Annotated in this window: 17 protein-coding genes and 3 pseudogenes; 6 read left to right on the top strand and 14 right to left on the bottom strand. The window is 71.0% G+C overall.

Annotated features, from left to right (window positions below):
• Nucleotides 1-271: 271 nt before the first annotated feature.
• From ACWDA7_RS31100 to thyX, 3 genes are all read right to left on the bottom strand, one after another.
• Nucleotides 272-1,957 carry a ribonuclease J gene (locus ACWDA7_RS31100; protein WP_450608359.1) on the bottom strand — a complete coding sequence of 562 codons (1,686 nt, stop codon included), beginning with the start codon at nucleotides 1,955-1,957 and terminating at the stop codon, nucleotides 272-274.
• A gap of 127 nt (nucleotides 1,958-2,084) precedes the next feature.
• Entirely contained in the window at nucleotides 2,085-2,984 is a 900-nt protein-coding gene (dapA, locus tag ACWDA7_RS31095) for a 4-hydroxy-tetrahydrodipicolinate synthase (protein WP_450608357.1), read from the bottom strand.
• A gap of 211 nt (nucleotides 2,985-3,195) precedes the next feature.
• Nucleotides 3,196-3,936: an FAD-dependent thymidylate synthase gene (gene thyX / locus ACWDA7_RS31090; protein WP_450608356.1), complete on the bottom strand. Its 741-nt coding sequence runs from the start codon at nucleotides 3,934-3,936 to the stop codon at nucleotides 3,196-3,198.
• A gap of 239 nt (nucleotides 3,937-4,175) precedes the next feature.
• Here thyX and ACWDA7_RS31085 point away from each other — a divergent pair, with 239 nt between their 5' ends.
• Nucleotides 4,176-4,412 (top strand): hypothetical protein, encoded by a 237-nt coding sequence (locus tag ACWDA7_RS31085; RefSeq protein WP_450608354.1) that lies wholly within the window; start codon nucleotides 4,176-4,178, stop codon nucleotides 4,410-4,412.
• A gap of 119 nt (nucleotides 4,413-4,531) precedes the next feature.
• Nucleotides 4,532-5,089 carry a hypothetical protein gene (locus tag ACWDA7_RS31080; protein ID WP_450608353.1) on the top strand — a complete coding sequence of 186 codons (558 nt, stop codon included), beginning with the start codon at nucleotides 4,532-4,534 and terminating at the stop codon, nucleotides 5,087-5,089.
• Nucleotides 5,090-5,254: 165 nt separating this feature from the next.
• On the opposite strand, the gene ACWDA7_RS31075 is transcribed toward ACWDA7_RS31080, so the two are convergent.
• The 5 genes from ACWDA7_RS31075 to rpsO all read right to left on the bottom strand — a co-directional run bounded on the left by ACWDA7_RS31075 (nucleotide 5,255) and on the right by rpsO (nucleotide 10,733).
• A complete protein-coding gene (locus tag ACWDA7_RS31075) occupies nucleotides 5,255-5,707 on the bottom strand; it encodes a hypothetical protein (protein ID WP_450608351.1) in 453 nt (150 codons plus the stop codon).
• Between the two features lie 6 nt (nucleotides 5,708-5,713).
• A complete protein-coding gene (dapB, locus tag ACWDA7_RS31070; protein WP_450608349.1) occupies nucleotides 5,714-6,466 on the bottom strand; it encodes a 4-hydroxy-tetrahydrodipicolinate reductase in 753 nt (250 codons plus the stop codon).
• A 48-nt stretch (nucleotides 6,467-6,514) separates the two neighbouring features.
• Nucleotides 6,515-7,894 carry a M16 family metallopeptidase gene (locus tag ACWDA7_RS31065; RefSeq protein ID WP_450608347.1) on the bottom strand — a complete coding sequence of 460 codons (1,380 nt, stop codon included), beginning with the start codon at nucleotides 7,892-7,894 and terminating at the stop codon, nucleotides 6,515-6,517.
• Entirely contained in the window at nucleotides 7,891-10,116 is a 2,226-nt protein-coding gene (locus ACWDA7_RS31060; RefSeq protein ID WP_450608345.1) for a polyribonucleotide nucleotidyltransferase, read from the bottom strand. The genes ACWDA7_RS31065 and ACWDA7_RS31060 overlap by 4 nt, the downstream gene beginning before the upstream one ends.
• A gap of 329 nt (nucleotides 10,117-10,445) precedes the next feature.
• Entirely contained in the window at nucleotides 10,446-10,733 is a 288-nt protein-coding gene (gene rpsO / locus ACWDA7_RS31055; protein WP_190193894.1) for a 30S ribosomal protein S15, read from the bottom strand.
• A gap of 292 nt (nucleotides 10,734-11,025) precedes the next feature.
• Between rpsO and ACWDA7_RS31050 the strand changes: the two genes are divergently transcribed.
• The gene (locus tag ACWDA7_RS31050; RefSeq protein WP_450608343.1) at nucleotides 11,026-11,388 is read left to right on the top strand and encodes a DUF397 domain-containing protein; all 363 of its coding nucleotides are present in this window, start codon (nucleotides 11,026-11,028) and stop codon (nucleotides 11,386-11,388) included.
• A gap of 133 nt (nucleotides 11,389-11,521) precedes the next feature.
• On the opposite strand, the pseudogene ACWDA7_RS31045 reads toward ACWDA7_RS31050, so the two are convergent.
• A pseudogene (locus ACWDA7_RS31045) lies at nucleotides 11,522-11,770 on the bottom strand (type VII secretion integral membrane protein EccD); the annotation flags it as partial.
• An 8-nt stretch (nucleotides 11,771-11,778) separates the two neighbouring features.
• Here ACWDA7_RS31045 and ACWDA7_RS31040 point away from each other — a divergent pair.
• The 3 genes and pseudogenes from ACWDA7_RS31040 to ACWDA7_RS31030 form a co-directional block, all read left to right on the top strand.
• Nucleotides 11,779-12,391 (top strand): annotated as a pseudogene (locus ACWDA7_RS31040) (type VII secretion protein EccE); the annotation flags it as partial.
• 67 nt (nucleotides 12,392-12,458) lie between these two features.
• Nucleotides 12,459-12,650: pseudogene (locus ACWDA7_RS31035) on the top strand (hypothetical protein); the annotation flags it as partial.
• A 367-nt stretch (nucleotides 12,651-13,017) separates the two neighbouring features.
• Complete coding sequence (locus ACWDA7_RS31030; RefSeq protein ID WP_450608342.1) at nucleotides 13,018-16,104, top strand: SCO5717 family growth-regulating ATPase; 3,087 nt, start codon at nucleotides 13,018-13,020, stop codon at nucleotides 16,102-16,104.
• 127 nt (nucleotides 16,105-16,231) lie between these two features.
• Here ACWDA7_RS31030 and ACWDA7_RS31025 read toward each other — a convergent pair whose 3' ends face one another.
• The 5 genes from ACWDA7_RS31025 to ACWDA7_RS31005 form a co-directional block, all read right to left on the bottom strand.
• The gene (locus tag ACWDA7_RS31025; RefSeq protein ID WP_450608340.1) at nucleotides 16,232-17,185 is read right to left on the bottom strand and encodes a bifunctional riboflavin kinase/FAD synthetase; all 954 of its coding nucleotides are present in this window, start codon (nucleotides 17,183-17,185) and stop codon (nucleotides 16,232-16,234) included.
• 180 nt (nucleotides 17,186-17,365) lie between these two features.
• A complete protein-coding gene (locus tag ACWDA7_RS31020; protein ID WP_450608338.1) occupies nucleotides 17,366-20,959 on the bottom strand; it encodes a trypsin-like peptidase domain-containing protein in 3,594 nt (1,197 codons plus the stop codon).
• Between the two features lie 226 nt (nucleotides 20,960-21,185).
• Entirely contained in the window at nucleotides 21,186-22,091 is a 906-nt protein-coding gene (truB, locus tag ACWDA7_RS31015; protein ID WP_450608336.1) for a tRNA pseudouridine(55) synthase TruB, read from the bottom strand.
• On the bottom strand, nucleotides 22,088-22,540 hold the full coding sequence (gene rbfA, locus ACWDA7_RS31010; protein WP_432933314.1) for a 30S ribosome-binding factor RbfA: 453 nt from the start codon (nucleotides 22,538-22,540) through the stop codon (nucleotides 22,088-22,090). Before rbfA ends, truB begins: the two co-directional genes overlap by 4 nt.
• 39 nt (nucleotides 22,541-22,579) lie before the next feature.
• Nucleotides 22,580-22,873, bottom strand: a complete 294-nt coding sequence (locus tag ACWDA7_RS31005; RefSeq protein ID WP_359405670.1) for a DUF503 domain-containing protein — start codon at nucleotides 22,871-22,873, stop codon at nucleotides 22,580-22,582.
• Nucleotides 22,874-23,092 lie beyond the last annotated feature (219 nt).

Below are 23,092 nucleotides of genomic sequence, written 5' to 3'. Positions count from 1 at the left end.
CCCTTCGGTGTTTCCGACTCTATCAGATCTTTTTCTCGATCCGATTTCCTCGGTTGCTTTCCAGGTTTTCGCTTTCGCGTTTCCCTTTCCGGCGATCCCGACTTTATCAGAGATTCTGAGTCAGGATTTCCGCCCCCTGGGGACGGTCCCAGGCGCTCGGTTGCGCCGGGTTCCCCCGTTGGCGGAGCCGTAAACGTACTGGAGCGAGGCGCCCCGATGCAAATCGGGGCGCCTCGCTCCGGGTTCACCCGTGCGAGGAACTGACGGTCTGTCAGACCTCAACGACCACAGGCAGGATCATCGGCCTGCGCCGATAGGAGTCCGAGACCCACTTGCCCAGGGTCCGCCGCACCAGCTGCTGCAGCTGGTGGGGTTCGACGATCCCGTCCTGAGCCGACCGCTCCAGCGCCTCCGTGATCTTCGGGAGCACCGCGTCGAACGCGGAGTCCTCGATGCCCGAGCCGCGTGCCTGGATGTAGGGACCGCCTGTGATCTTGCCCGTCGACGAGTCCATCACCACGAAGACGGAGATGATGCCCTCGTCGCCAAGGATCTTCCGGTCCTTGAGCGCCGGCTCGCCGACGTCACCGACCGAGAGGCCGTCGACGTACACGTATCCCGCCTGGACCTTGCCGGAGATCTTCGCCTTGCCCTCGACGAGGTCGACGGCGACGCCGTCCTCGGCGATGACGATCCGGTCGTGCGGGACACCCGTGAGCGCGCCCAGTTCGGCGTTCGCCCGCAGATGGCGCCACTCGCCGTGGACCGGCATCAGGTTCTTCGGACGGCAGATGTTGTAGAAGTACAGCAACTCGCCCGCGGACGCGTGGCCGGAGACGTGCACCTTGGCGTTGCCCTTGTGCACGACGTTCGCGCCCCAGCGGGTCAGGCCGTTGATCACGCGGTACACCGCGTTCTCGTTGCCCGGGATCAGCGAGGACGCCAGGATCACCGTGTCGCCGTCGACGATGCGGATCTGGTGGTCCCGGTTCGCCATGCGCGACAGCGCCGCCATCGGCTCGCCCTGGGAGCCCGTGCAGATCAGCACGATCTCGTGGTCCGGCAGGTCGTCCAGCGTCTTGACGTCCACCACCAGGCCCGGCGGCACCTTCAGATAGCCCAGGTCCCGGGCGATGCCCATGTTGCGGACCATGGAGCGGCCGACAAAGGCGACCCGGCGGCCGTACTCCTGCGCCGCGTCGAGAATCTGCTGGATGCGGTGGACGTGACTGGCGAAGCTCGCCACGATGATCCGCTTGCGGGCACCGGCGAAGACCTGGCGCAGCACATTGGAGATGTCGCGCTCGTGCGGCGTGAACCCCGGCACCTCGGCGTTGGTGGAGTCGGCGAGCAGCAGGTCGATGCCTTCTTCGCTCAGCCGGGCGAACGCGTGCAGGTCGGTCAGCCGGTTGTCCAGCGGCAGCTGGTCCATCTTGAAGTCGCCCGTGTGGACCACCATGCCGGCGGGAGTGCGGATGGCGACTGCCAGGGCATCCGGGATGGAGTGGCTGACCGCGACGAACTCGCAGTCGAAGGGGCCGATGCGCTCACGCCGGCCCTCGGCGACCTCGAGGGTGTACGGACGGATGCGGTGCTCCTGAAGCTTCGCCTCGATGAGGGCGAGCGTCAGCTTGGAGCCGATGAGCGGGATGTCGGGCTTCTCGCGTAGCAGGAACGGGACGCCGCCGATGTGGTCCTCGTGACCATGGGTCAGAACGATGCCCTCGACATCGTCGAGACGGTCTCGGATGGACGAGAAGTCCGGCAGGATCAGGTCGATTCCGGGCTGCTCCTCCTCGGGGAAGAGCACTCCGCAGTCGACGATCAGCAGGCGGCCGCCGTACTCGAAGACCGTCATGTTCCGGCCGATCTCGCCGAGACCGCCGAGCGGGGTGACCCGCAGGCCGCCTTCGGGGAGTGGCGGGGGCGAGCCGAGTTCAGGGTGCGGATGACTCAAAAGACTCTCCTCACCATGCACGCCACGTACCTGTGGGGCACGCGGCGCGCATGACGTTCGTGCAAAAGCGGTTGTCAATGTGGGGTGCAGGCACCTTCGTCCTGCCTATTCAGTTGTGAAGTCTTTGTCAGAGCTGTACCCCGCCAGCAGCAAGATCGATCTTGAGCTGAGCGGTCTCCTCGGGTGAGAGCTCGACCATGGGCGGGCGCAGCGGTCCGGCGGGCAGGCCCTGGAGGGCGAGCGCGGCCTTGGTGGTCATGACGCCCTGGGTGCGGAACATGCCGGTGAAGACCGGCAGCAGCTTCTGGTGGATCTCCAGCGCCTTCTGGACGTCGCCGCTCACGTAGGCCTCGACCATGGCCCGCAGCTCGGGCGTGACGATGTGGCCGACCACCGAGACGAAACCGACGGCACCCACGCAGAGCAGGGGCAGGTTGAGCATGTCGTCGCCGGAGTACCAGGCGAGGCCGGACTGGGCGATGGCCCAGCTGGCGCGGCCGAGGTCGCCCTTGGCGTCCTTGTTGGCGACGATCCGCGGGTGCTCGGCCAGCCGGACGAGGGTCTCGGTGTTGATCGGGACGCCGCTGCGGCCGGGGATGTCATAGAGCATGACCGGGAGGTCGGTGGCGTCGGCGATGGCCGTGAAGTGCCGGTACAGGCCCTCCTGCGGGGGCTTGTTGTAGTACGGCGTGACGGTCAGCAGACCGTGCGCGCCGGCCTGCTGCGCCGCACGCGCCAGCTCGATGCTGTGGTGGGTGTCGTTGGTTCCGACGCCGGCGACGACATGGGCGCGGTCGCCGACGGCCTCCAGGACGGCTCGTACGAGATCCGATTTCTCCGCGTCACTCGTGGTGGGCGACTCACCCGTGGTGCCGTTGATGATCAGGCCGTCGTTGCCTGCATCCACCAGGTGGGTGGCGAGCCGCTGTGCGCCGTCGAGGTCGAGTGCGCCGTCCGCCGTGAAGGGCGTGACCATGGCGGTGAGGATCCGCCCGAAGGGGATCTGCGGAGTGGAGGTCGGAGCCATGGGTACACGCTACTCGCTGCCCCGCGCGGGGTCTGCCCTTGGGTGGTCCGAAAAAGTCCTGATATATGCGGAGCCCGGCACTGCCTGCTCGGGGGTTCAAGCAGTGCCGGGTCCGTTTGATCAGGCTAGATGAACTACTCGAAATGCCGCAATACGGACACTTCGCTCGGCTGACCGCACATCTGTGCCCGACGGGGGAATGAGGAGCGCGTTACGGGGCCACGCGCCCGTTGTCGTTGAACGCGGCGTGGGTGAGCGGCATGAGCCTGGACCAGTCCGCCTCCATCTTCTCGCCCACCATCTCGATCTCCCGCTGCGGGAAAGAAGGCACCTTGGCCAGCTCGTGCTGGGTACGCAGGCCGAGGAAGTGCATCAGCGAGCGGGCGTTGCAGGTCGCGTACATCGACGAGAAAAGCCCGACCGGCAGGACCGAGCGGGCGACCTCGCGGGCGACTCCGGCGGCGAGCATCTCCTGATACGCCTCGTACGCCTGCACGTACGAGTCCTCCATGACCCGTCCGACCAGTTCCTGCTGGGCCTGGGTGCCCTCGATGAACCGGTACTTGCCCGGGCGGCCCTCCTGCACCAGCTTTCGGGACTCGGCGGGAACGTAGAAGACCGGCTGGAGCTCGCGGTAGCGCCCGCTCTCCTCGTTGTACGACCAGCCCACCCGGTGCCGCATGAACTCGCGGAAGACGAAGATCGGGGCGCTGATGAAGAAGGTCATCGAGTTGTGCTCGAAGGGGCTGCCGTGCCGGTCCCGCATCAGGTAGTTGATCAGGCCCTTGGAGCGCTCCGGGTCCTTCTTCAGCTCGTCCAGGGACTGCTCACCGGCGGTGGAGACGCGGGCGGCCCACAGCACGTCGGAGTCGGCCGCGCTGTGCTTGACCAGCTCGACGGTGACGTCGCTGCGGAAGCTGGGCTTGAGGTCGTCGGCGGGGGTGTCGGTCACGGTGTGGAGAGTCCTTCCCATCACAAGCTCGGGCGGCGCCCACTCTACGGCCCGGCACTGACAACGGGGCGTTCGGTACCGGTCTGCGACATTCGCCGCCGAACTTCTGCGAATTTGGCGAAAGAGGGCACCTTTCTCGCCGTTCGCGCGTCTGTGTTGGTGACGACGATCCGTTCGCGTCACCCCGTCTTCACATCCCGGACCCCCGGTCCTGCCAGCCCAGAGGAGAAGCGCTCCCCATGTCCCGTCGGCGCGAGCCCGTACCGTTCGCCTTCCTCGCCGAAGCCGACTCGTTCCGGAGCAATGTCGCTCCCCCGCCCCGCGAGCGTGCCTCGGCCGGTCAGCTGGCCGGCCGCTGGCTCCTCGGGCTCACCGTCGTCGCCGGGCTCGTCGGTGCCCTGGTCATAGGAATGCCGGCCATGTCGCAGCCGTCGCCCGCCGCGACACAGCACTCCGAGGCCTCCACCGGACGGTGACGCCTCCGGTCGCCCGCGCGGCCCACAGGCACCGCACTTGGACCCCCAAGGGTGGTGGGCGTGGGCACGTCTAGATAGCCTCACCGGGCACAGCCCTATGGACCGAGTGAGGATCAGCCGTGCCCCTGCCCTTCCTGACGGCCGACCGTGCTTCCGAACAGGCCTCTGACGACCTCCCGCTGCCGTACGACAACCGCGACCGCTGGCGGCGCCCCTACCGTCCCGGCCCCTGGCGGGTCGGCGCGGCCGCACTGCTGCTGCTGCTCGCCTCGTACGTGCTCTTCGCGGCCGTCATCATCGGGCTCACCGGCACGCCCTCCGGCGCCGGCACGGTGCTCGGCATCGGCATAGTCGTCATAGCCGCCGCCCTGCGCCTGCTGCGGATGGGTGTCTGGGTGAACGCACGCGGACTGCGCCGGGTGGGCTTCTTCGCAACGAGCACGGTGCACTGGGAGCGGGTCGTCGCGGTTCGGACGGTGCAGCAGCCGGTGCGGTGGCTCGGGCTGCCGCGCACCGTTCAGGGGCAGGCTCTCGTCCTCGTACGCAGGGGCCGTGCGCCTGAGGACATGCCGCCGCTGCTCACCACGCACGGCGCCGACTTCCTGGCGCGTCCGCAGGCCTTCGACCGGGCGGCGGACACGGTCGAGGCGTGGGCCGCGGAGTACCACCGGGGCTGAGGCGATACGACGACGAAGGGCCGGCCCGCAGCGTGCGGGCCGGCCCTTCGTCGTGCACGACGGCTCGGGCGTCTTGTCGCCCGGCCCGCGATCTGCGCACGGCCTCCGTCGACTCGCACGCACGGCACCCCCTGCCGGCACGGGCCCGCCGGGGCGCCGCACCGATCAGGCCTGGACCGTCCTGCCCTCGCGCAGGGCGATCGCCCGCTGCATCGCCTTGCGGGCGCGAGGCGTGTCACGGGCGTCGTGGTAGGCGATCGCCAGCCGGAACCAGCTGCGCCAGTCGTCCGGGGCCGCCTCTGTCTCCGCCTTGCGCCGGGCGAAGACCTCGTCGGCGGAGTCGCGGTCGATCCGGCCGCTGGGGGTGCGCCTCAGCTCGTCGACGGGCAGCCCGCCCTCGGCGTCCAGCTCTGCGGCAAGCCGGTTGGCCTTACGTACGAACTGGGTGTTCTTCCACAGGAACCAGACGCCGATGGCCGGCAGGACCAGCACCGCGACACCGAAGGTCACGGTGACGAAGGTGCCGTTCTGGATCAGGAGCACACCGCGGCTGCCGACCAGGACGAAGTAGACGACCAGGACGGCGGCCGTGACGGTGTAGGTGATCTTGTCGCGCATCGACGGCTACTTCAGGTCGAGGAAGTGCTCGAGGCCGAAGGTCAGGCCCGGGGTGGTCACGACGCGGCGGACGCCGAGCAGGATGCCCGGCATGAAGCTGCTGTGGTGCAGCGAGTCGTGGCGGATGGTGAGAGTCTCGCCCTCGCCCCCGAGCAGCACCTCCTGGTGAGCGAGCAGGCCGCGCAGGCGCACCGCGTGCACCGGGACGCCGCCGACGTTCGCCCCGCGGGCGCCGTCCAGGGCCGTCGCCGTGGCGTCGGGCTGCGGAGCGCTGCCCGCCTTCTCGCGGGCGGCGGCGATGAGCTGTGCGGTGCGCGTGGCGGTGCCGCTCGGGGCGTCCACCTTGTTCGGGTGGTGCAGCTCGATGACCTCGACGGACTCGAAGTACGGGGCGGCCACCTCGGCGAACTTCATGGTCAGCACGGCGCCGATGGAGAAGTTCGGCGCGATGAGGACGCCCGTCTCCGGGGACGGCGCCAGCCAGTCCCTCAGCTGCGCGAGGCGCTCCTCGGTCCAGCCCGTCGTACCGACCACGGCGTGGATGCCGTGCCCGACGCAGAAGTCGAGGTTGCCCATCACCGACGCGGGGGTGGTCAGCTCTACCGCCACCTGGGCGCCGGTGTCCACGAGGGTCTCCAGCTTGTCGCCACTGCCGAGGGCGGCGACCAACTCCATGTCCTCGGCGGCCTCGACGGCCCGGACCGCCTCCGAGCCGATCCGGCCCTTGGCGCCGAGGACCGCCACGCGCAGCTTGCTCATCTCTTTTGCTTCCTTACGGAGGGGTTCAGGCGACGGCTACGGAGGGGTTCAGGCGACGGCATCGCTCAGACGGGATGCCTGCTTGTCCTTGAGCGGGCCGATGACCGACAGGGAGGGCCGCTGCCCCAGGATGTCCTGGGCCACCGACCGGACGTCGTCCGGGGTGACAGAGGCTATCCGGGCCAGCATGTCGTCGACGGACATCTGGTCGCCCCAGCAGAGCTCGCTCTTGCCGATGCGGTTCATCAGCGCGCCCGTGTCCTCGAGTCCGAGGACCGTGGAGCCCCTCAGCTGGCCGATGGCGCGGGCGATCTCGTCGTCGGACAGACCGTGCTCGGCCACGTGGTCCAGCTCGTCGCGGCAGATCTTCAGCACGTCGTGCACCTGGCTCGGCCGGCAGCCGGCGTACACGCCGAACAGGCCGCAGTCGGCGAAGCCCGAGGTGTACGAGTAGACGCTGTAGGCGAGGCCCCGCTTCTCCCGGACCTCCTGGAACAGGCGGGAGGACATGCCGCCGCCCAGGGCGGTGTTCAGCACGCCGAGCGCCCAGCGGCGGTCGTCGGTACGGGCCAGGCCGGGCATGCCGAGGACGACGTGCGCCTGCTCGGTCTTGCGTCCCAGCAGCTCGACGCGGCCGGTCGTACGGATGGCGCGCCGGCCGTCGCGCGGGGCGATGGGGGCGGCGTCGGTCCGCGTGAGGGCGCCCGCCTTCTCGAAGGCGGCACGCACCTGACGTACGACCTTGTTGTGATCGATGTTGCCGGCGCACGCGACCACCAGGTGGGTGGGGTCGTAGTGCTTCTTGTAGAAGCGGCGGATGCGGTCGGCGGTCAGGGCGTTGACGGTGTCGACGGTGCCGAGGACCGGGCGGCCGAGCGCGTTGTCGCCGAACATGGTGTGCGCGAACAGGTCGTGCACACAGTCGCCCGGATCGTCCTCTGTCATCGCGATCTCCTCGAGGATCGCGCCGCGCTCGACGTTGACGTCCTCCTCGAGGATCAGCGAGCCCGTGAGCATGTCGCAGACGACGTCTATGGCGAGGGGCAGGTCGGTGTCGAGCACGCGTGCGTAGTAGCACGTGTACTCCTTCGCCGTGAACGCGTTCATCTCGCCGCCGACCGCGTCGATCGCGGACGAGATGTCGAGGGCGTTCCTGCGCTGGGTGCCCTTGAAGAGCAGGTGTTCCAGGTAGTGCGTGGCACCGTTCAGGGCGGGCGTCTCGTCGCGCGACCCGACGTGCGCCCAGATACCGAAGGTGGCGGAGCGCACGGAGGGCAGGGTCTCGGTGACGACGCGCAGGCCTCCCGGGAGGGTGGTCTTGCGGACCGTGCCGATGCCGTTGGTGCCTTTGATCAGGGTTTGGGTACGGGCGACGGCCCGCGCCTCGGTTGAGGTGCGGGCCGTCGCCTTGAAGCCACGGGACGTCACTTGTCGGTGTCGTCCTTCGCCTCGTCGACGTCGCCTTCGTCTTCACCCTCGATCACGGGGACGAGGGAGAGCTTGCCGCGGGAGTCGATCTCGGCGATCTCGACCTGGACCTTCTGGCCGATGCCGAGGACGTCCTCGACGTTCTCCACGCGCTTGCCACCGGCCAGCTTGCGGATCTGCGAGATGTGCAGCAGACCGTCCTTGCCCGGGAGCAGCGAGACGAACGCGCCGAACGTGGTCGTCTTCACGACCGTGCCCAGGTAGCGCTCGCCGACCTCCGGCATGGTCGGGTTGGCGATGCCGTTGATCGTGGCGCGGGCGGCCTCGGCGGAGGGGCCGTCGGCGGCACCGATGTAGATCGTGCCGTCGTCCTCGATCGTGATCTCGGCGCCGGTGTCCTCCTGGATCTGGTTGATCATCTTGCCCTTGGGGCCGATGACCTCGCCGATCTTGTCGACCGGGATCTTGACGGTGATGATCCGCGGGGCGTGCGGGGACATCTCGTCGGGCCGGTCGATGGCCTCCATCATCACGTCGAGGATGTGGAGCCGGGCGTCACGGGCCTGCTTGAGGGCCGCGGCCAGGACGGAGGCCGGGATGCCGTCCAGCTTGGTGTCGAGCTGGAGGGCGGTCACGAACTCCTTGGTGCCCGCGACCTTGAAGTCCATGTCGCCGAAGGCGTCCTCGGCGCCGAGGATGTCGGTCAGCGTCACATAGTGCGTCTCGCCCTCGATCTCCTGGGAGATCAGGCCCATGGCGATACCGGCGACCGGGGCCTTCAGCGGCACACCGGCGTTCAGCAGCGACATGGTGGAGGCGCAGACCGAGCCCATGGACGTCGAGCCGTTGGAACCGAGGGCCTCGGAGACCTGGCGGATCGCGTAGGGGAAGTCCTCGCGCGCGGGCAGGACCGGGACCAGGGCGCGCTCGGCGAGGGCGCCGTGGCCGATCTCGCGGCGCTTCGGGGAGCCGACGCGGCCGGTCTCACCGGTGGAGTACGGCGGGAAGTTGTAGTTGTGCATGTAGCGCTTGCGGGTCACCGGCGAGAGGGTGTCCAGCTGCTGCTCCATGCGCAGCATGTTGAGGGTGGTGACGCCCAGGATCTGGGTCTCGCCACGCTCGAACAGGGCCGAACCGTGGACCCGCGGGATGGCCTCGACCTCGGCGGCGAGCGTACGGATGTCCGTCACGCCACGGCCGTCGATGCGCTTCTTCTCCTTGATGACGCGCTCCCGGACCAGGGTCTTGGTCAGCGAGCGGTACGCCGCGGAGATCTCCTTCTCACGGCCCTCGAACTCCGGCAGGAGCTTCTCGGCCGCCAGCTGCTTGACGCGGTCGAGCTCGGACTCGCGCTCCTGCTTGCCGGCGATGGTGAGCGCCTGGGCCAGCTCGGGGCGGACGGCGGCGCTCAGCGCCTCCAGCACGTCGTCCTGGTAGTCATGGAAGATCGGGAACTCGGCGGTCGGCTTGGCGGCCTTCGCGGCGAGGTCCGACTGGGCCTTGCACAGCACCTTGATGAAGGGCTTGGCGGCCTCCAGACCGGCGGCGACGACCTCCTCGGTCGGCGCCTCGGCGCCACCCGTGACCAGCTGGATGGTCTTGTCGGTGGCCTCGGCCTCGACCATCATGATCGCGACGTCACCATCCTCCAGGGCGCGGCCGGCGACCACCATGTCGAAGACGGCGTCCTCGAGCTCGGTGTGCGTCGGGAAGGCGACCCACTGGCCGTTGATCAGCGCGACGCGGACGCCGCCGATCGGGCCGGAGAAGGGCAGGCCGGCCAGCTGCGTGGACGCGGACGCGGCGTTGATCGCCACGACGTCGTACAGGTGGTCGGGGTTGAGCGCCATGACCGTGGCGACGACCTGGATCTCGTTGCGCAGGCCCTTCTTGAAGGAGGGCCGCAGCGGGCGGTCGATGAGACGGCAGGTGAGGATGGCGTCCTCGGACGGACGGCCCTCACGGCGGAAGAAGGAGCCGGGGATCTTGCCGGCTGCGTACATCCGCTCCTCGACGTCGACCGTCAGGGGGAAGAAGTCGAGCTGGTCCTTGGGGCTCTTGGACGCGGTGGTGGCCGACAGCACCATGGTGTCGTCGTCCAGGTACGCGACGGCGGAGCCGGCGGCCTGCTTGGCCAGGCGGCCCGTCTCGAAGCGGATCGTACGGGTGCCGAAGGAGCCGTTGTCGATGACGGCCTCGGCGTAGTGGGTCTCGTTCTCCACTAGCGTTTTCTCCTCGTCTTCGTCCTTCGCTGCCCGTGTGGCAGGGGGACGGTGGCGGAGAAGCGCCCTTCTGGTGCGGGCCGGTCTTCGATCGAAGCACCCGGGGCTCACGTCCCCCCGGGGGCCACTACCGAGGACCGGCGGCGGCGAGGTGCACTTCTCCTCGTTCGGTGTGTGCCTCGCGCCCGGTGGGCCCGGGCGTTCCTCACACTGCGTCGTTCGTATTGTGTTGGCGTTGTGCTACCACACTACAAAGCGGTGGTGACAGTCCGCACGTACAGCAAAGGGAGCGGCCCCCGTCTTATGGGAACCGCTCCCTTCACGGCGTCTTACCTGGCGCCCGCCGCACCGCGGCGGATGCCGAGGCGGTCGACCAGCGTACGGAAGCGCTGGATGTCCTTCTTGGCCAGGTACTGCAGCAGGCGGCGGCGCTGACCGACCAGGATCAGCAGACCACGGCGGGAGTGGTGGTCGTGCTTGTGGGTCTTGAGGTGCTCGGTCAGGTCCGAGATGCGACGGGACAGCAGAGCGACCTGGACCTCGGGGGAGCCGGTGTCGCCCTCCTTGGTACCAAACTCGGACATGATCTGCTTCTTCGTAGCGGCGTCGAGCGACACGCGTACTCCTCGTAGTCTTCTGATGGCCTCCGAGTGCCCCTGGTCTGCTTCTCAGGGGAGCTTCCATGACTCGGGAGGCGGGGATCCGCCGGGGCGCGGCCTCCAGATCCCTGGGAAACCCTTGGTGGGTCGGCTCGGGGTCCGGGGGTGCGTACACGAACGGTCGTCACACAGGGTACCAGCAGGCGGACGCCGCCCTTACCACGGTCCCCGAACCGCCCGGCCGGTACCCGGGCGGCCACTAGGGTGAGCCACTGGATCATCCGCACGCCGGGGAAGGGGTCGCTTCGCCATGACGGAAGAAGTGAACGAGGACGTCAAGGCGCGCAAGGAGCGGGAGCGGGAGCGGGAGCGGGAGCGGGAGCGGGAGCGGGAGCGGGAGCGGGAGCGGGAGCGGGAGCGGGAGCGGGACGAGCTCTACTCCCTCGACATCTCGGGCGTCCAGTGGCACAGCGCGCCGGGTACCGAAGAGCAGGAGGAGCGGGTCGAGATCGCCTACCTGCCCGGCGGCGCCGTGGCGATGCGCTCGTCACTCGACCCCGAGACGGTACTCCGTTACACGGAAGCCGAGTGGCAGGCGTTCGTGCTGGGGGCGCGGGACGGGGAGTTCGATCTGGAGGCGGGGGGGCCTGGCGGGGTGATTGAGGCGGAGTGAGCGGGGGACGGCCCGGTTTCTGTCCCGGCGAGCGGGAGCGGGCAGGGGCGCGTCCCCTGTGACGCCGAAACCCGCGTCCGTACACGCTTCGGCCCGAGTCGGTCATCGCCGTAGCCGGAGCCGTGGAGCCCGGCTATGCACTGGTCATCGCACGCGCCGTCGCGTACACGTCGAAGACGTCCAGGGTCAGCGGGATCAGCGTGAGCAGGACGAAGCCCTCGGCGATCTCCAGAAAGCGGCCCCAGAACGGGGTGCCCCCGCCCCGCGGCAGAGTCAGCCCGAGCGTCGTGACCACGACGGACGCGGCTCCGAGTACGGCGATCAGCCAGATCGTGCGGAGGTCCAGGGCCGTACGGTCCCCGGTCAGCGCCTCGCGCATCAGGGTCGGCAGTGCAGGCCGAGAACGGGGCTCCTGCCGTGCGGATCACATGGATCGCGCTCAAGGTCGGATCCCGAGTCGTGTCCGGAAGCGTCGCGGCACGCGGCGGCGGCCTCGTGGGTGCGCAGAAGCGTGTCGTGCGCGTCGCGGACCATTTGGCCAGCCGGCTGACGGGGGCCGGGGTATCGGGTCACCGTGCTGAACGAGGAGGAGGTGACCGCGGCTGTCGCCACCTCCGTCCGCGCCAATCCTCTGGTGACCGCCGAGTCCGGAAGGGCTGATGTGCCGCCGCGGCGGACCGAGGAGTCCGGCCGGAGCAGGCGCTGCGACAACCGGCGGCACACGACGTACTAGGCCCGGCGATGGCCCCAACCCGACGGCTCGGGATCCTCGTTGCACCAACTGGTCGCACTTCTCACCGCGGTTCCGCCGCCGGCGACCACGTTCAGTCTCACCCTGGGGCGCGGGGAGCGGCAGGAGGTGCCGCTCGTCGGTCCTCTGCGGGTGACCGGGCGCGGCAACGACGAACTGGTCGCGGCGCGACGCTCGTTGGAGCACGCTGCCCGGCGGGCGGGCGCGGAGGGCGGCCGCCTCGACGGCGAGCAGCTGCCCGGCTTGCTCGCCGGGGACGACGGTGTCGTCATCGGCGTGGACGGTCAGGGCCAGTCCGCCGTGCTGGGCCTCAACCGGCCCACCCCTCAGTCCGGTCGCACCGCGGCTCGTGCGACAGGCACGGCTCGTCGGCATCCAGCGGGTTTCCCCGGACGAGGCGGAAGTGATAGGCCGCACGATGGCGCTCCCCCGGACGGACGTCGAGGCGCTGCCCACTCTGCGAGACCGACGCCGAGACCGGATTGTTGGGTACGCACGAAGGTTGGACTGAGTTGTGGCGGCCCTCGGTTGCGGGGGCGCAACAACGGTCTGGCATGCGGTAGTTGCGACCGGTTCACGCCCTGCTTTCGTCCGGTTTTGTTCGTCACTGGCCCCCAGGTTGTAAATGCCCTTCGCCTGTACGCAGGTCACAGATGGTCAGGGTGTGACGCCACGGGAGGAGGTGCGGCCGATGACGGGCCTGCCGTGGGGGCACCCCTGGTGATTAGGCTGGGTCGGGGCGCCCCACCCAGAACCTGTGGCGGGCCGCCGGCGCCCCGGGGAATTGCCGGGCGGAATCGGACGGCGTCGGACGACTCCACACAAAGAGCGGTCGCCCCAGCACGACATAAGGGTGCTCGACCACACCAGGAGGAACTGTGAACAGCGATCGGGACGGGATCCGCGGGGGCTGGGCTTCACCCGACGATGACCAGTCCGACGCCGAGTCCGCCATTGAGATGACGGGCGAGTTCACCATCGACTACGCGCCCCCCGCCTGGTACACGCAGAACGCGTCCGGGGGGGCGGCGGACACGCCGGCGGCGGTCGAGGAACCGCAGGCTCCAGCCACCCCCCATGCGCCCGCTCCTCAGGCTCCCGCCGCACCCGTTCCTCCCACCGCTCCGGTTCCGACTGCGCAGGCGGGTGCTCCCGAGCCGGGTGTGCCTGCAGCTCCGGCCGTGAACCCGGTCCACGTGCAGAACACCGCGTCCGGCGACGGATTCCCCGTGTGGACGCCGCCGACCGACGTGCCCACGGCCGGGCCCTCGAGTGGTGGGGACCCGGAGAGCGGCAACACGGTGAGGTTCTCGCCGACCGCGCTCAAGCATGAGTTCGACCAGCTGGCCGCCGCGAGCAAGGCGGCCGAGGGCGTCGGTTCCGATGCGACCGAGCCCGAGCAGCAGGGCGAAGCCGCCCGGGACAAGAATGACTTCGAGCTGACCAAGCCCTCAGCGAACGCCCCCGCCGGGAGCACGCCGGGCTCCGGCGCCGGCGAGACGAGCGATGCTGCCGACGACGGTGACTCCGGGCCCGCTCCGGAGCCGGCGGGCGAGATCTCGGACGAACTGTCCGCTGACGCTGCGACCTCCGGCGCGGCGACGAGCGAGGCCGCACCCGCGGCGCCCGTCGCCCCCGTGCCCGCCGCCTCCGGCACCAGCGGCTCCCCCTCCTCGGACCTCCCGGCCTCAGATGCCACCGCCGAGGCCGACACGAGTTCCGACGCCGCCCCTGCCGGGGCCGACTCCGCCCCCTCCGCGACTGGCCCCGCCGGCGTCACGCCCACCGCCACCCAGGGCGCCGACGCAGCCCCGGAGGCGTCCGGGCATGTACAGCCGCCGCAGGGCTGGACCCCGCCGTCGGTGCCGCAGAGCACGGTTCCGCCACTGCCGCCCGCCTATCAGCCGGCCGCCCCCGGTCCGGCGGCGCAGTGGCCGGCCACGCACCAGCCCGCCCAGGCCGCACAGGGGCAGGCCCAGCAGCAGCCCTTCCCGTCGCAGGCATCGCAGCCCGCTCCCGCCGCCTGGAACCAGGCCCCGCCGAGCACGGGCGCCGACGCCCCGCCCGCGCAGCCCGGGTATGGGTCCCCCCAGCCCGGAGTCCCGACTCCGTCGGCACCCAACGCCTCCGCTGGACAGCCCGGTTACGGATTCCCTCAGCAGAGTGTTCCGGCTGCACCTGCCTCCAACACCCCTGCGCAGCCCGGTTACGGATTCCCGCAGCAAGGAGTTCCGGCTCCTTGCGCCCCCAACGCCCCTGCCGCTCAGCCCGGTTACGGATTCCCGCAGCCGAACGCTCCGGTACCGCAGCAGGGCGGCTACGGATTCCCGCAGCCCGACGCGCACGCCCCGGCGCCGCAGCCGCAGCCGCACGCCACGGCCCCGGCGCCGAACCCCGCCGCCCCCCAGGGGTACGGATTCCCACCGCACTCCGGGCCCAACTCTCCGGCCGAGGCCGGTGGTTACGGATTCCCGCAGCCGCCCGCCCAGCCGCAGCCTCCGGTCGACCCGCGCGCCGGTGCCGCCTGGCCGCAGCCCGTGCAGCATGACCAGCGGCAGCAGACCAACCCCGGTGTGGCGCCCCTGGGTTACACGGCGGCGGTGGAGCTGTCCTCCGACCGGCTGATCAACAAGAAGCAGAAGACGAAGAGCAGCCGTCCGGTCGGCGGCGGTGGTCTGTTCAAACTCGGCGGCAAGAAGGAGGAGGCCGAGCGGCAGCGGAAGCTGGACCTGATCCGTACGCCGGTTCTGTCGTGCTACCGGATCGCCGTCATCAGCCTCAAGGGGGGCGTCGGCAAGACGACCACGACCACCGCGCTGGGCTCCACGCTCGCCACCGAGCGACAGGACAAGATCCTCGCGATCGACGCCAACCCGGACGCGGGCACGCTCGGCCGCCGGGTCCGCCGCGAGACCGGCGCCACCATCCGCGATCTGGTTCAGGCGATCCCGTACCTCAACTCGTACATGGACATCCGGCGGTTCACCTCGCAGGCCCCGTCCGGCCTGGAGATCATCGCCAACGACGTCGACCCGGCCGTGTCCACGGCCTTCAACGACGAGGACTACCGGCGCGCGATCGACGTGCTGGGCAGGCAGTACCCGATCATCCTCACCGACTCCGGTACGGGTCTGCTGTACAGCGCCATGCGTGGGGTGCTCGACCTCGCCGACCAGCTCATCATCATCTCGACTCCGTCCGTCGACGGTGCGAGCAGCGCCAGTACGACGCTGGACTGGCTGTCGGCGCACGGGTACGCGGACCTCGTCGCGCGGTCCATCACCGTCATCTCCGGGGTCCGCGAGACCGGCAAGATGATCAAGGTGGAGGACATCGTCTCGCACTTCGAGACGCGGTGCCGCGGAGTCGTGGTCGTGCCGTTCGACGAGCACCTGGCGGCGGGTGCGGAGGTCGACCTGGACATGATGCGGCCGAAGGTCCGGGAGGCGTACTTCACGCTGGCTGCGATGGTCGCCGAGGACTTCGCGCGCCACCAGCAGTCGCACGGCCTGTGGACGTCGGACGGCAACCCTCCCCCGGTCGCCGCACCGCCGCTGCCTGGTCAGATGCCCGGACAGTTCGTGCCCGGGCAGTACGCCCCGGGGCAGATCCCCGGACAGCCGGCGCCCGGCGGGATGCCCGGTCAGCAGGTCCCAGGACCGCAGATTCCGGGGCACCAGATGCCCGGTCCGATTCCCGGGCAGCAGATCCCGGGGCAGCACATCCCCAGGCAGCCCGCCCCCGGCCATCCTGCGCCGGGTCAGGTTCCGCAGCCGCCCCACCCCGCCCAGCCGTACCCGCAGCCGGGTCCGGCCCCCTACCCGCACCAGGGCGCCGACGCCGGGCAGCCGCAGCAGCCGGATCAGGCCGCGCAGCCTCAGCCGGGCCCGCCGTACACGCCGGCTCAGCAGCCCAATCCGCCGCAGTCGGGCCAGACCCCGCCTCCGCCGCCGCCCCAGCAATAGCGGCCGGTCCCCGAGGCGGGGACGCGACGGCAACGAAAACGGGGCGGCCCGTGTCTGAGACACGGGCCGCCCCGGCGTTCAGTCACCGCCCCGGGATTACAGGAGCGCGTGGTGCACGTGGAGCGGGTCAGTCCGCGTCGTACGCCGCGATCAGAACCAGGCAGCGCTGCACGTCCTGCGCCATCTGCTCCAGAAGCCCTTCCAGCGAGTCGAACCGGGCCTGGCCGCGGACGAACGCCAGGAAGTCGACGGCGACGTGCAGTCCGTACAGATCCAGCCCCACGCGGTCGATGGCGTACGCCTCCACCGTTCGCTCGGTGCCGTCGAACTGCGGGTTCGTGCCGACGGAGATCGCGGCCGGCATCGCCTCGTCCCCCACGTGCAGCCAGCCGGCGTAGACGCCGTCGGCCGGGATCGCGGTGTGCGGCAGCGTCTCGACGTTGGCGGTCGGGAAGCCGAGGTCACGGCCGCGCTGAGCGCCCCGTACCACGACCCCCTCGACGCGGTGCGGGCGCCCGAGGATCTCGCGCGCCCCCTCGACGTCGCCATCGGCGATCAGACGCCGGGTCAGGGTGGAGGAGAAGGGCTGGCCGCCACCCGCCTCACCGCTGACGTAGAGGTCCACCACCTCGACCTCGAAGTCGTACGTCTTGCCCTGCTCAGCCAGGAATTCCACGTTCCCCGCGGCCTTGTGGCCGAAGCGGAAGTTCGGGCCCTCGACCACGGCCTTGGCGTGCAGCTTGTCCACCAGGACCTTGACCACGAAGTCGGCGGGCGAGAGCCGCGAGAATTCCGTGGTGAAGGGCAGGATGAGGACCGCGTCCACACCCAGTTCGGCCATGAGTTCGGCACGACGGTGGTGCGCGGCGAGCAGCGGCGGGTGGCTGCCCGGGCGCACGACCTCGCTGGGGTGCGGGTCGAAGGTGACGACGACCGAGGGAACGCCCAGCTCACGCGCGCGTTCCACGGCATGCCGGATGATCAGCTGGTGTCCGCGGTGGACTCCGTCGTAGGACCCGATGGTGACGACGCTGCGCCCCCAGTCCTGGGGGATGTCCTCCAAGCCACGCCAGCGCTGCACTGTGACCGCTCCTCGTCGAACCCATGTCCGTGTCTGCCTCGTACGCAGGTCTAAGGGTGCCATGCCGGGTGGCTTCGGCCCGCATCGGCATGGGCGCTGTGACAGTCGGCACGTGCCCCGCCGGGGCCAGTGCCCGGTGAACCCGGCGCCCGCACCGGGGAAGGCCGGGGGCCACAGCGGTCATACCCCGGACCGCACCGGTAGGGCCGGGACCTGCAGGCCCGCCAGGTTTTCGATCATGCGGCGGGTGTGCGGGCCGACGAGGACGGCCCAGTCCGCCGCGTCGTCGGTCAGCCAGTGGGCGACGAGCCGGGCGAAGCCGGGGACGTGCCGGGCGAGGTCGAACAGTTCGCGGTCAAAGCGCGCGGCGCCCTCCGGGGTGCGGGCCAGGACCAGGCCCGTCCGGTGGATCACATGACGGGCATGCTCCTGTCCGGCCCGGTGCACGCCGTCCGCCGCCGCGCGCAGGACCGCGTCGAGGACCGCGGGGTCCCGCTCCTGGCCGAGCAGCAGGTCGAGCAGTTCGCGCCGCAGGGGGCGCGACTGTGCGCCGCCGGGCGCGGCCAGCACGCTGGCGAGCGCCGACCGCAGCTGCGGCGGGCCGCCGTCGAGCAGCCCGGCGACCAGCGGCAGCAGGAAGGCGCGGGCGGCGCGGTCACGGTCCAGACGCCCGCCGACATACGCGGCGACCTGGCTGCCCAGGTCCTCGGACTCGCCGGAGCGGGCGGGTCCCGCGTCCGTGTCAGGACGCCGCGTCACGGTCTCGCGTACGAGGACGGCGACCGGGCCGGCGAGGGCGGGGGGCGCCGCATCGAGGAGGGTCCGCAGGGTCTGCCCGGCGTCCGGCCCGCACCGCGGCAGCCGGGTGCGGAACGCGGCGAGCACCGGCTCCGGATGCCCGGCCAGGGCGGTGGCCAGGACGCTCGCGGGCAGTTGCGGATCACCGGCCGTGAACCGCGCGAGGGCCTGCGGAAGGTAGCGGGCGCGAGTCAGCGGATCCTGTACGAGGAGGGCGAGGGCTCCGCCGTGCACGGTGCAGTCGGCGGGGCGGTCGAGCAGGACGAGGGCGGCATGGCGCAGCAGCTCGCGGTCCGTCTCGGTGCGCACGTGCGGGGCGGCGCGGAGCCCGTGGGCCACCGCGACGGTCCGTCGCGCGGGCCGCCCGTCGTGCGCCCACCGGTCCACGGCCCGGCAGACGGCGGACGGTTCCTCCTCGGCGAGCGCGGCGAGCAGTTCGTCGCCGCGCCGGTGACCGCTGTCGACGAGCGCCTCGGCCAGCTCGTCGAGGGCGGCGCGCCGGTGCGTGTGCAGCAGGGCCTGCGCTGCCGTGGCGACGGTGGCGTGCGGGGTAGCGGGAAGAGGGCGCTCGTCGTCGAACCAGCGGGTGAGGTGACGCGGCACGGAGACGGGGTCCGCGGCGAGGAGTCGCGCTACGGCGTCCAGGTACCGGGGGACGCCAGGCCGAGGGCTGTCGGCGGTACTGCCCACGCCATGTCCTGTGCCGTACGTCTCGGCCGGCCGCGCGGGCTCGTCCGCAGCGACCAGCCTTCTCAGCAGGTCGAAGCGTTCCGCCTCCGGCACCCGCAGTGCTTCCCAGAACCACGGCCCGAACTCGCTGGGAACGTTCCGCTGCTGGGCCCGCCAGCGCACGATTCGGTCGGCGGTGAGACGCAGGACGTACAGGTACGGCGTCGCGTCCGGCAGGCGCAGGAGGGTGCCGGCCAGGAGGTTGGTCGCGCACAGGGCTGCCTCGTCCGGCGGAGCGGCCCGGAGCGGCAGCAGCGCGTCCAGCGCATGCGCCAGGTCCTCGAGGCGAAGGGCCAGCTCCGCGTCGCCTTCCTCGCGGGCCAGCCGGAGCAGCGCCTGTAGGACCGGGCCGACGCGGTGGCGTGGTACGGGCAGGGTGCCGACCGGGGCGGGCTGCCCATGCCCGGCACGCGCGCGGCGCCGGGCGGCCGCCGTCGCCGTCAGCGAAGACACGGGGTGCTCCCCCGCCCCCAGCGCGTGAGCGTGGACCAGGGCGTACAGAGCGGCGTCCAGGTCGAGGTGCGCGCCCTGGAGCGAGTCGGCGGGTTCTTCGAGGGTGAGGTGGTGGTCGTCGCCCGCGGGGGCGGGCGGCCCCTCGGCGAGTACGGCGGAGGCCCGGCTTCCGGACCCCTCGAACCGAGGCGATGCGGCACCCGGGGCGAGGACGGACCCGTCGCTCGCGTAAGGCCGCAGACCCCGCGGGCGTGCCGGGCGAAGCACGGCTCCGGCCGGCTCACACCCCGCCTCGGTCCTCCGCCCGTCCCCGACCGGACGGCCCCAGGTCACCCCCGGCGCGTCCGCCGGCAGCATCGGCCACTCTGAAGGAGCCCCCCGCACGTCCGAAGGCCGAACCGACACGTCCGCAGCCGCACCCCGCACAGCCGCAGGCCGTACCACCGCGTCCACGGTCGCCACCCGCGCGTCCGCACGCGGTTCCCGGTGCTGCACAGCCGGTTCCCGTCCCCACCGCCGACTTCCCGGCACCGCAATCAGAGGAGATCCCCGGTGCAGCATCTCCCCGGGGAACGCCGCACCCACCCGCTCCCAGTACTCCGCCCCGCATCCCACGACAAGTCGTGCCCCCGTCTCGCGCAGCCAAGTGGCCGTGGCCGTCGCCCAGTCCGTGAGTCGGGGGCCGGGGACGGACGGCATCTGCTGCGGGGCGTCGAGGAGAAGCAGCAGCGGGCGACCGGCGTCGCGCGCGACCCGGGCCACGCACTCGAGACTCGGATGATCCGTCTCGCTCCCCTGGACAGCCGGCAGGCGTCCGGCCGCCGTCACGAACCGTGCCGCCCGCTCCAGCGCCCGTCCGACCGCGTCGGCCAGGGAGGTGTCCCTGCCCATGAGGTCCGTTCCGCGCAGCCGGATCACGGGGACCGGCTCCGGCGCCCGAGACTGCTGTGCGGCGAGGCAGTCGAGTGCCGCCGTACGCGCGCTGCCGGGGGGGCCGACGAGCCCGAGGACGGTGGCGCCGCCCTTCTCGAAGGCCTCGAACTCCCCGAGGACCACGGCGGATGAGAGGGATTCGGCGTCGTAGGACCGGCCCTGCGGCCCCGCTGCCGTGAGTTCCAGGACGCCGGCGAGGTTGAGGTCCGCCCCGTACGCGGGAACCGTTTCCGCGTTGCGAGCGAGCAGCCCCTCCAGCGGCCCGCCGGGACCGCGCAGGGGCACCGCGAAGCCCGTCGTCCGGTGTTCCGTGTGCAGTGCGGTGCCGAGGACGGCCAGTACGGCTCCGGTCGCCGCGTCGAGTACCGGCCCGCCGGCCGCGCCCCCGCCCACGCGGAGCGCCTCGGTACCCGCCGTGCCGATCGCCAGCTCCAGTGCGGCTTCGAGGGGATGGGAGCCGTCCGAGGCCCGGTAGGTGACGGCGGTCGTGCCGAGCACGCGTGCCTCACGCCAGCCGCCCGCGGCGATCCTGATGTATGTGCCGGTCTCGATGCGGTCCCGCGCCGTGACGGGGAGCGGTCGCAGACCGAGTCCCTCGGTGCGGACGAGGGCGAGTCCCGCGTGCGGCAGCGGGGTCACCTCATCGGCGCCCAGCACGCAGACGCGCTGGTCCGGCGCCTCCAGGACCAGCCGGTCCACTCCGTCCACGACCTCATGACCGGTGATCACCGTGCCGTCGTGGTCGACGGCGAACCCGATGCCGCGCGGGCGTCCCACCAGGTCGTAGAACCGTGCGAGCGCGGAACCCGCTCCGCGCGCTCCACCGCCGCCGTCCCGTGTCCGCGAGCCCCGTACCGCCATGCTGGAACCTCCCCGCCGTACCTGGATCCGACGGTAGGCCGACGAAGATCAGCGGGACAGATGCCATGGTGAACGCGCCCCCTTCCGCTCCCTCGGTTCACTCCGAGCGCCTGCTCAATGGGGTGAATGGACGACAGGGGATGGATACACCTCTCTGGGGGGAACCGAGGGGGGACCCGTGGAGCGGCGGCGCGCATCCCCGTGCTCGCCGCTCCACGGGCCGGGCTCAGCCGAACACGGCCAGGCTCTTCGCCTTCCCCTTGAGCTCCTCGACCAGCGCGACGAACCGGCCCTCGGGGGCGAACACGGCGACGGGGCCGGCGCCCGCGTACTCGTCCGGCATCTCCAGGCGCACCCCGTTCGTGAGCAGCCGGGCCCGCTTGTCGTCCACGTCCCATCGCGGGAACGCGGCCGCGGCGGCCTCGGCGATCGGCATCACGGTCAGCTCCTCCTGGAGCTGGTCCAGGGTGCGGGCGGCGTCCAGCTTGTAGGGCCCGACGCGGGTGCGGCGCAGCGCGGTGAGATGGCCGCCGACGCCGAGGTCCGCGCCCAGATCCCGGGCGAGGGCCCGGATGTAGGTGCCCGAGGAGCAGACGACGGAGACGATCACGTCCAGCGCCGGGGTGCCGTCCTCGGCGACCGCGTCCCGGACGTCGTAGACGGTGAAGGCGGAGACGGTGACGGGCCGGGCCGGGATGTCGAAGTCCTCGCCCTCGCGGGCCCGCTTGTAGGACCGCACGCCGTTGATCTTGATGGCGCTGACCTTGGACGGCACCTGCAGGATGTCACCGGTCAGCTTGGCGATCCCGGCGTCGATGGCGTCGCGGGTGACCCCGGAGGCGTCGGTGGAGGAGGTGATCTCCCCCTCGGCGTCGTCCGTGACGGTGTTCTGCCCGAGCCGGATGGTCCCGAGGTACTCCTTCTCGGTCAGCGCGAGGTGTCCGAGGAGCTTGGTGGCCTTCTCCACGCCGAGGACGAGCACGCCGGTCGCCATGGGGTCCAGCGTCCCCGCGTGGCCGACGCGCCTAGTCTTCGCGATCCCGCGCATCTTGGCCACGACGTCGTGGGAAGTGAAGCCCGACGGCTTGTCGACGATGACGAGGCCGTCGGGCGTGGTGTGCTGCTGGGTCATTCGGTGGCGTCGTCCGTCTCGTCCTCGGAGCCGGGCTTCTTGTAAGGATCGGCCTCACCGGCGTACGCGGCGCCGGTGGCCGCCTCGCGCACCTTCGCGTCGGAGGCGCGCGCCTTGTCCAGCAGGTCTTCGATGTTCCTGGCGGTGTCCGGGAGGGCATCGGCGACGAAGGCGAGGGTCGGCGTGAACTTCACACCGGCGGCCCGACCGACCTCGGAGCGCAGGATGCCCTTGGCGCTCTCCAGTCCGGCGGCCGCTGCGTTCCGCTCCTCCTCGTCCCCGTACACCGTGTAGAAGACGGTCGCCTCCCGCAGATCACCCGTCACCCGGGTGTCCGTGATGGTGACGTGCGAGCCGAGCCGCGGGTCCTTGATCCCGCGCTGCAGCTTCTGGGCCACCACCTCTCGGATGAGGTCCGCCAGCCTCTTCGCCCGCGCGTTGTCGGCCACTGGTCCGTCTCCCGTTCTTTCCTGATCTGTCTTCTCTGGTCAGTCGTCGTCGCCGTGGAGGCGCCGTCTGACGGACAGCAGCTCCACTTCGGGGCGTCCGGCGACCAGCCGCTCGCACCGGTCCAGTACGTCGTTCAGATGCCCCGCATCACCGGAGACCATGGCAAGGCCGATGCCGGCCCGCCGGTAGAGCTCCATGTGGTCCACCTCGGCCGCGCTCACCGCGAACTTCCGCTGGAGCTCGGCGACGATCGGGCGGACGACGGAGCGCTTCTCCTTCAGCGACCGCACGTCGCCGAGGAGCAGGTCGAAGGACAGAGTCCCCACGTACATGTGTGTGTCCGGATGACCCGCCGGTGCGGGATCGATGGCCCCGCCATCCGTATGGGCAGGGACACGAAAACCGTACAACGAACACCGGATCGGCTCGACGGGGTTTTCCACCGGTCACAGCCGTTCCGGCCGGGCCGCTCGGCCCGGCCCGCCCTTCATGCAGGACAGGCCGCTCGGGGCGTGGCGAGGCGCCGGGGGCGGCAGCCCCCGGCACACGGC

The sequence above is a fragment of the Streptomyces sp. NPDC001156 genome, from assembly GCF_053598275.1.
This window is presented reverse-complemented; position numbering and strand designations above follow the sequence as displayed.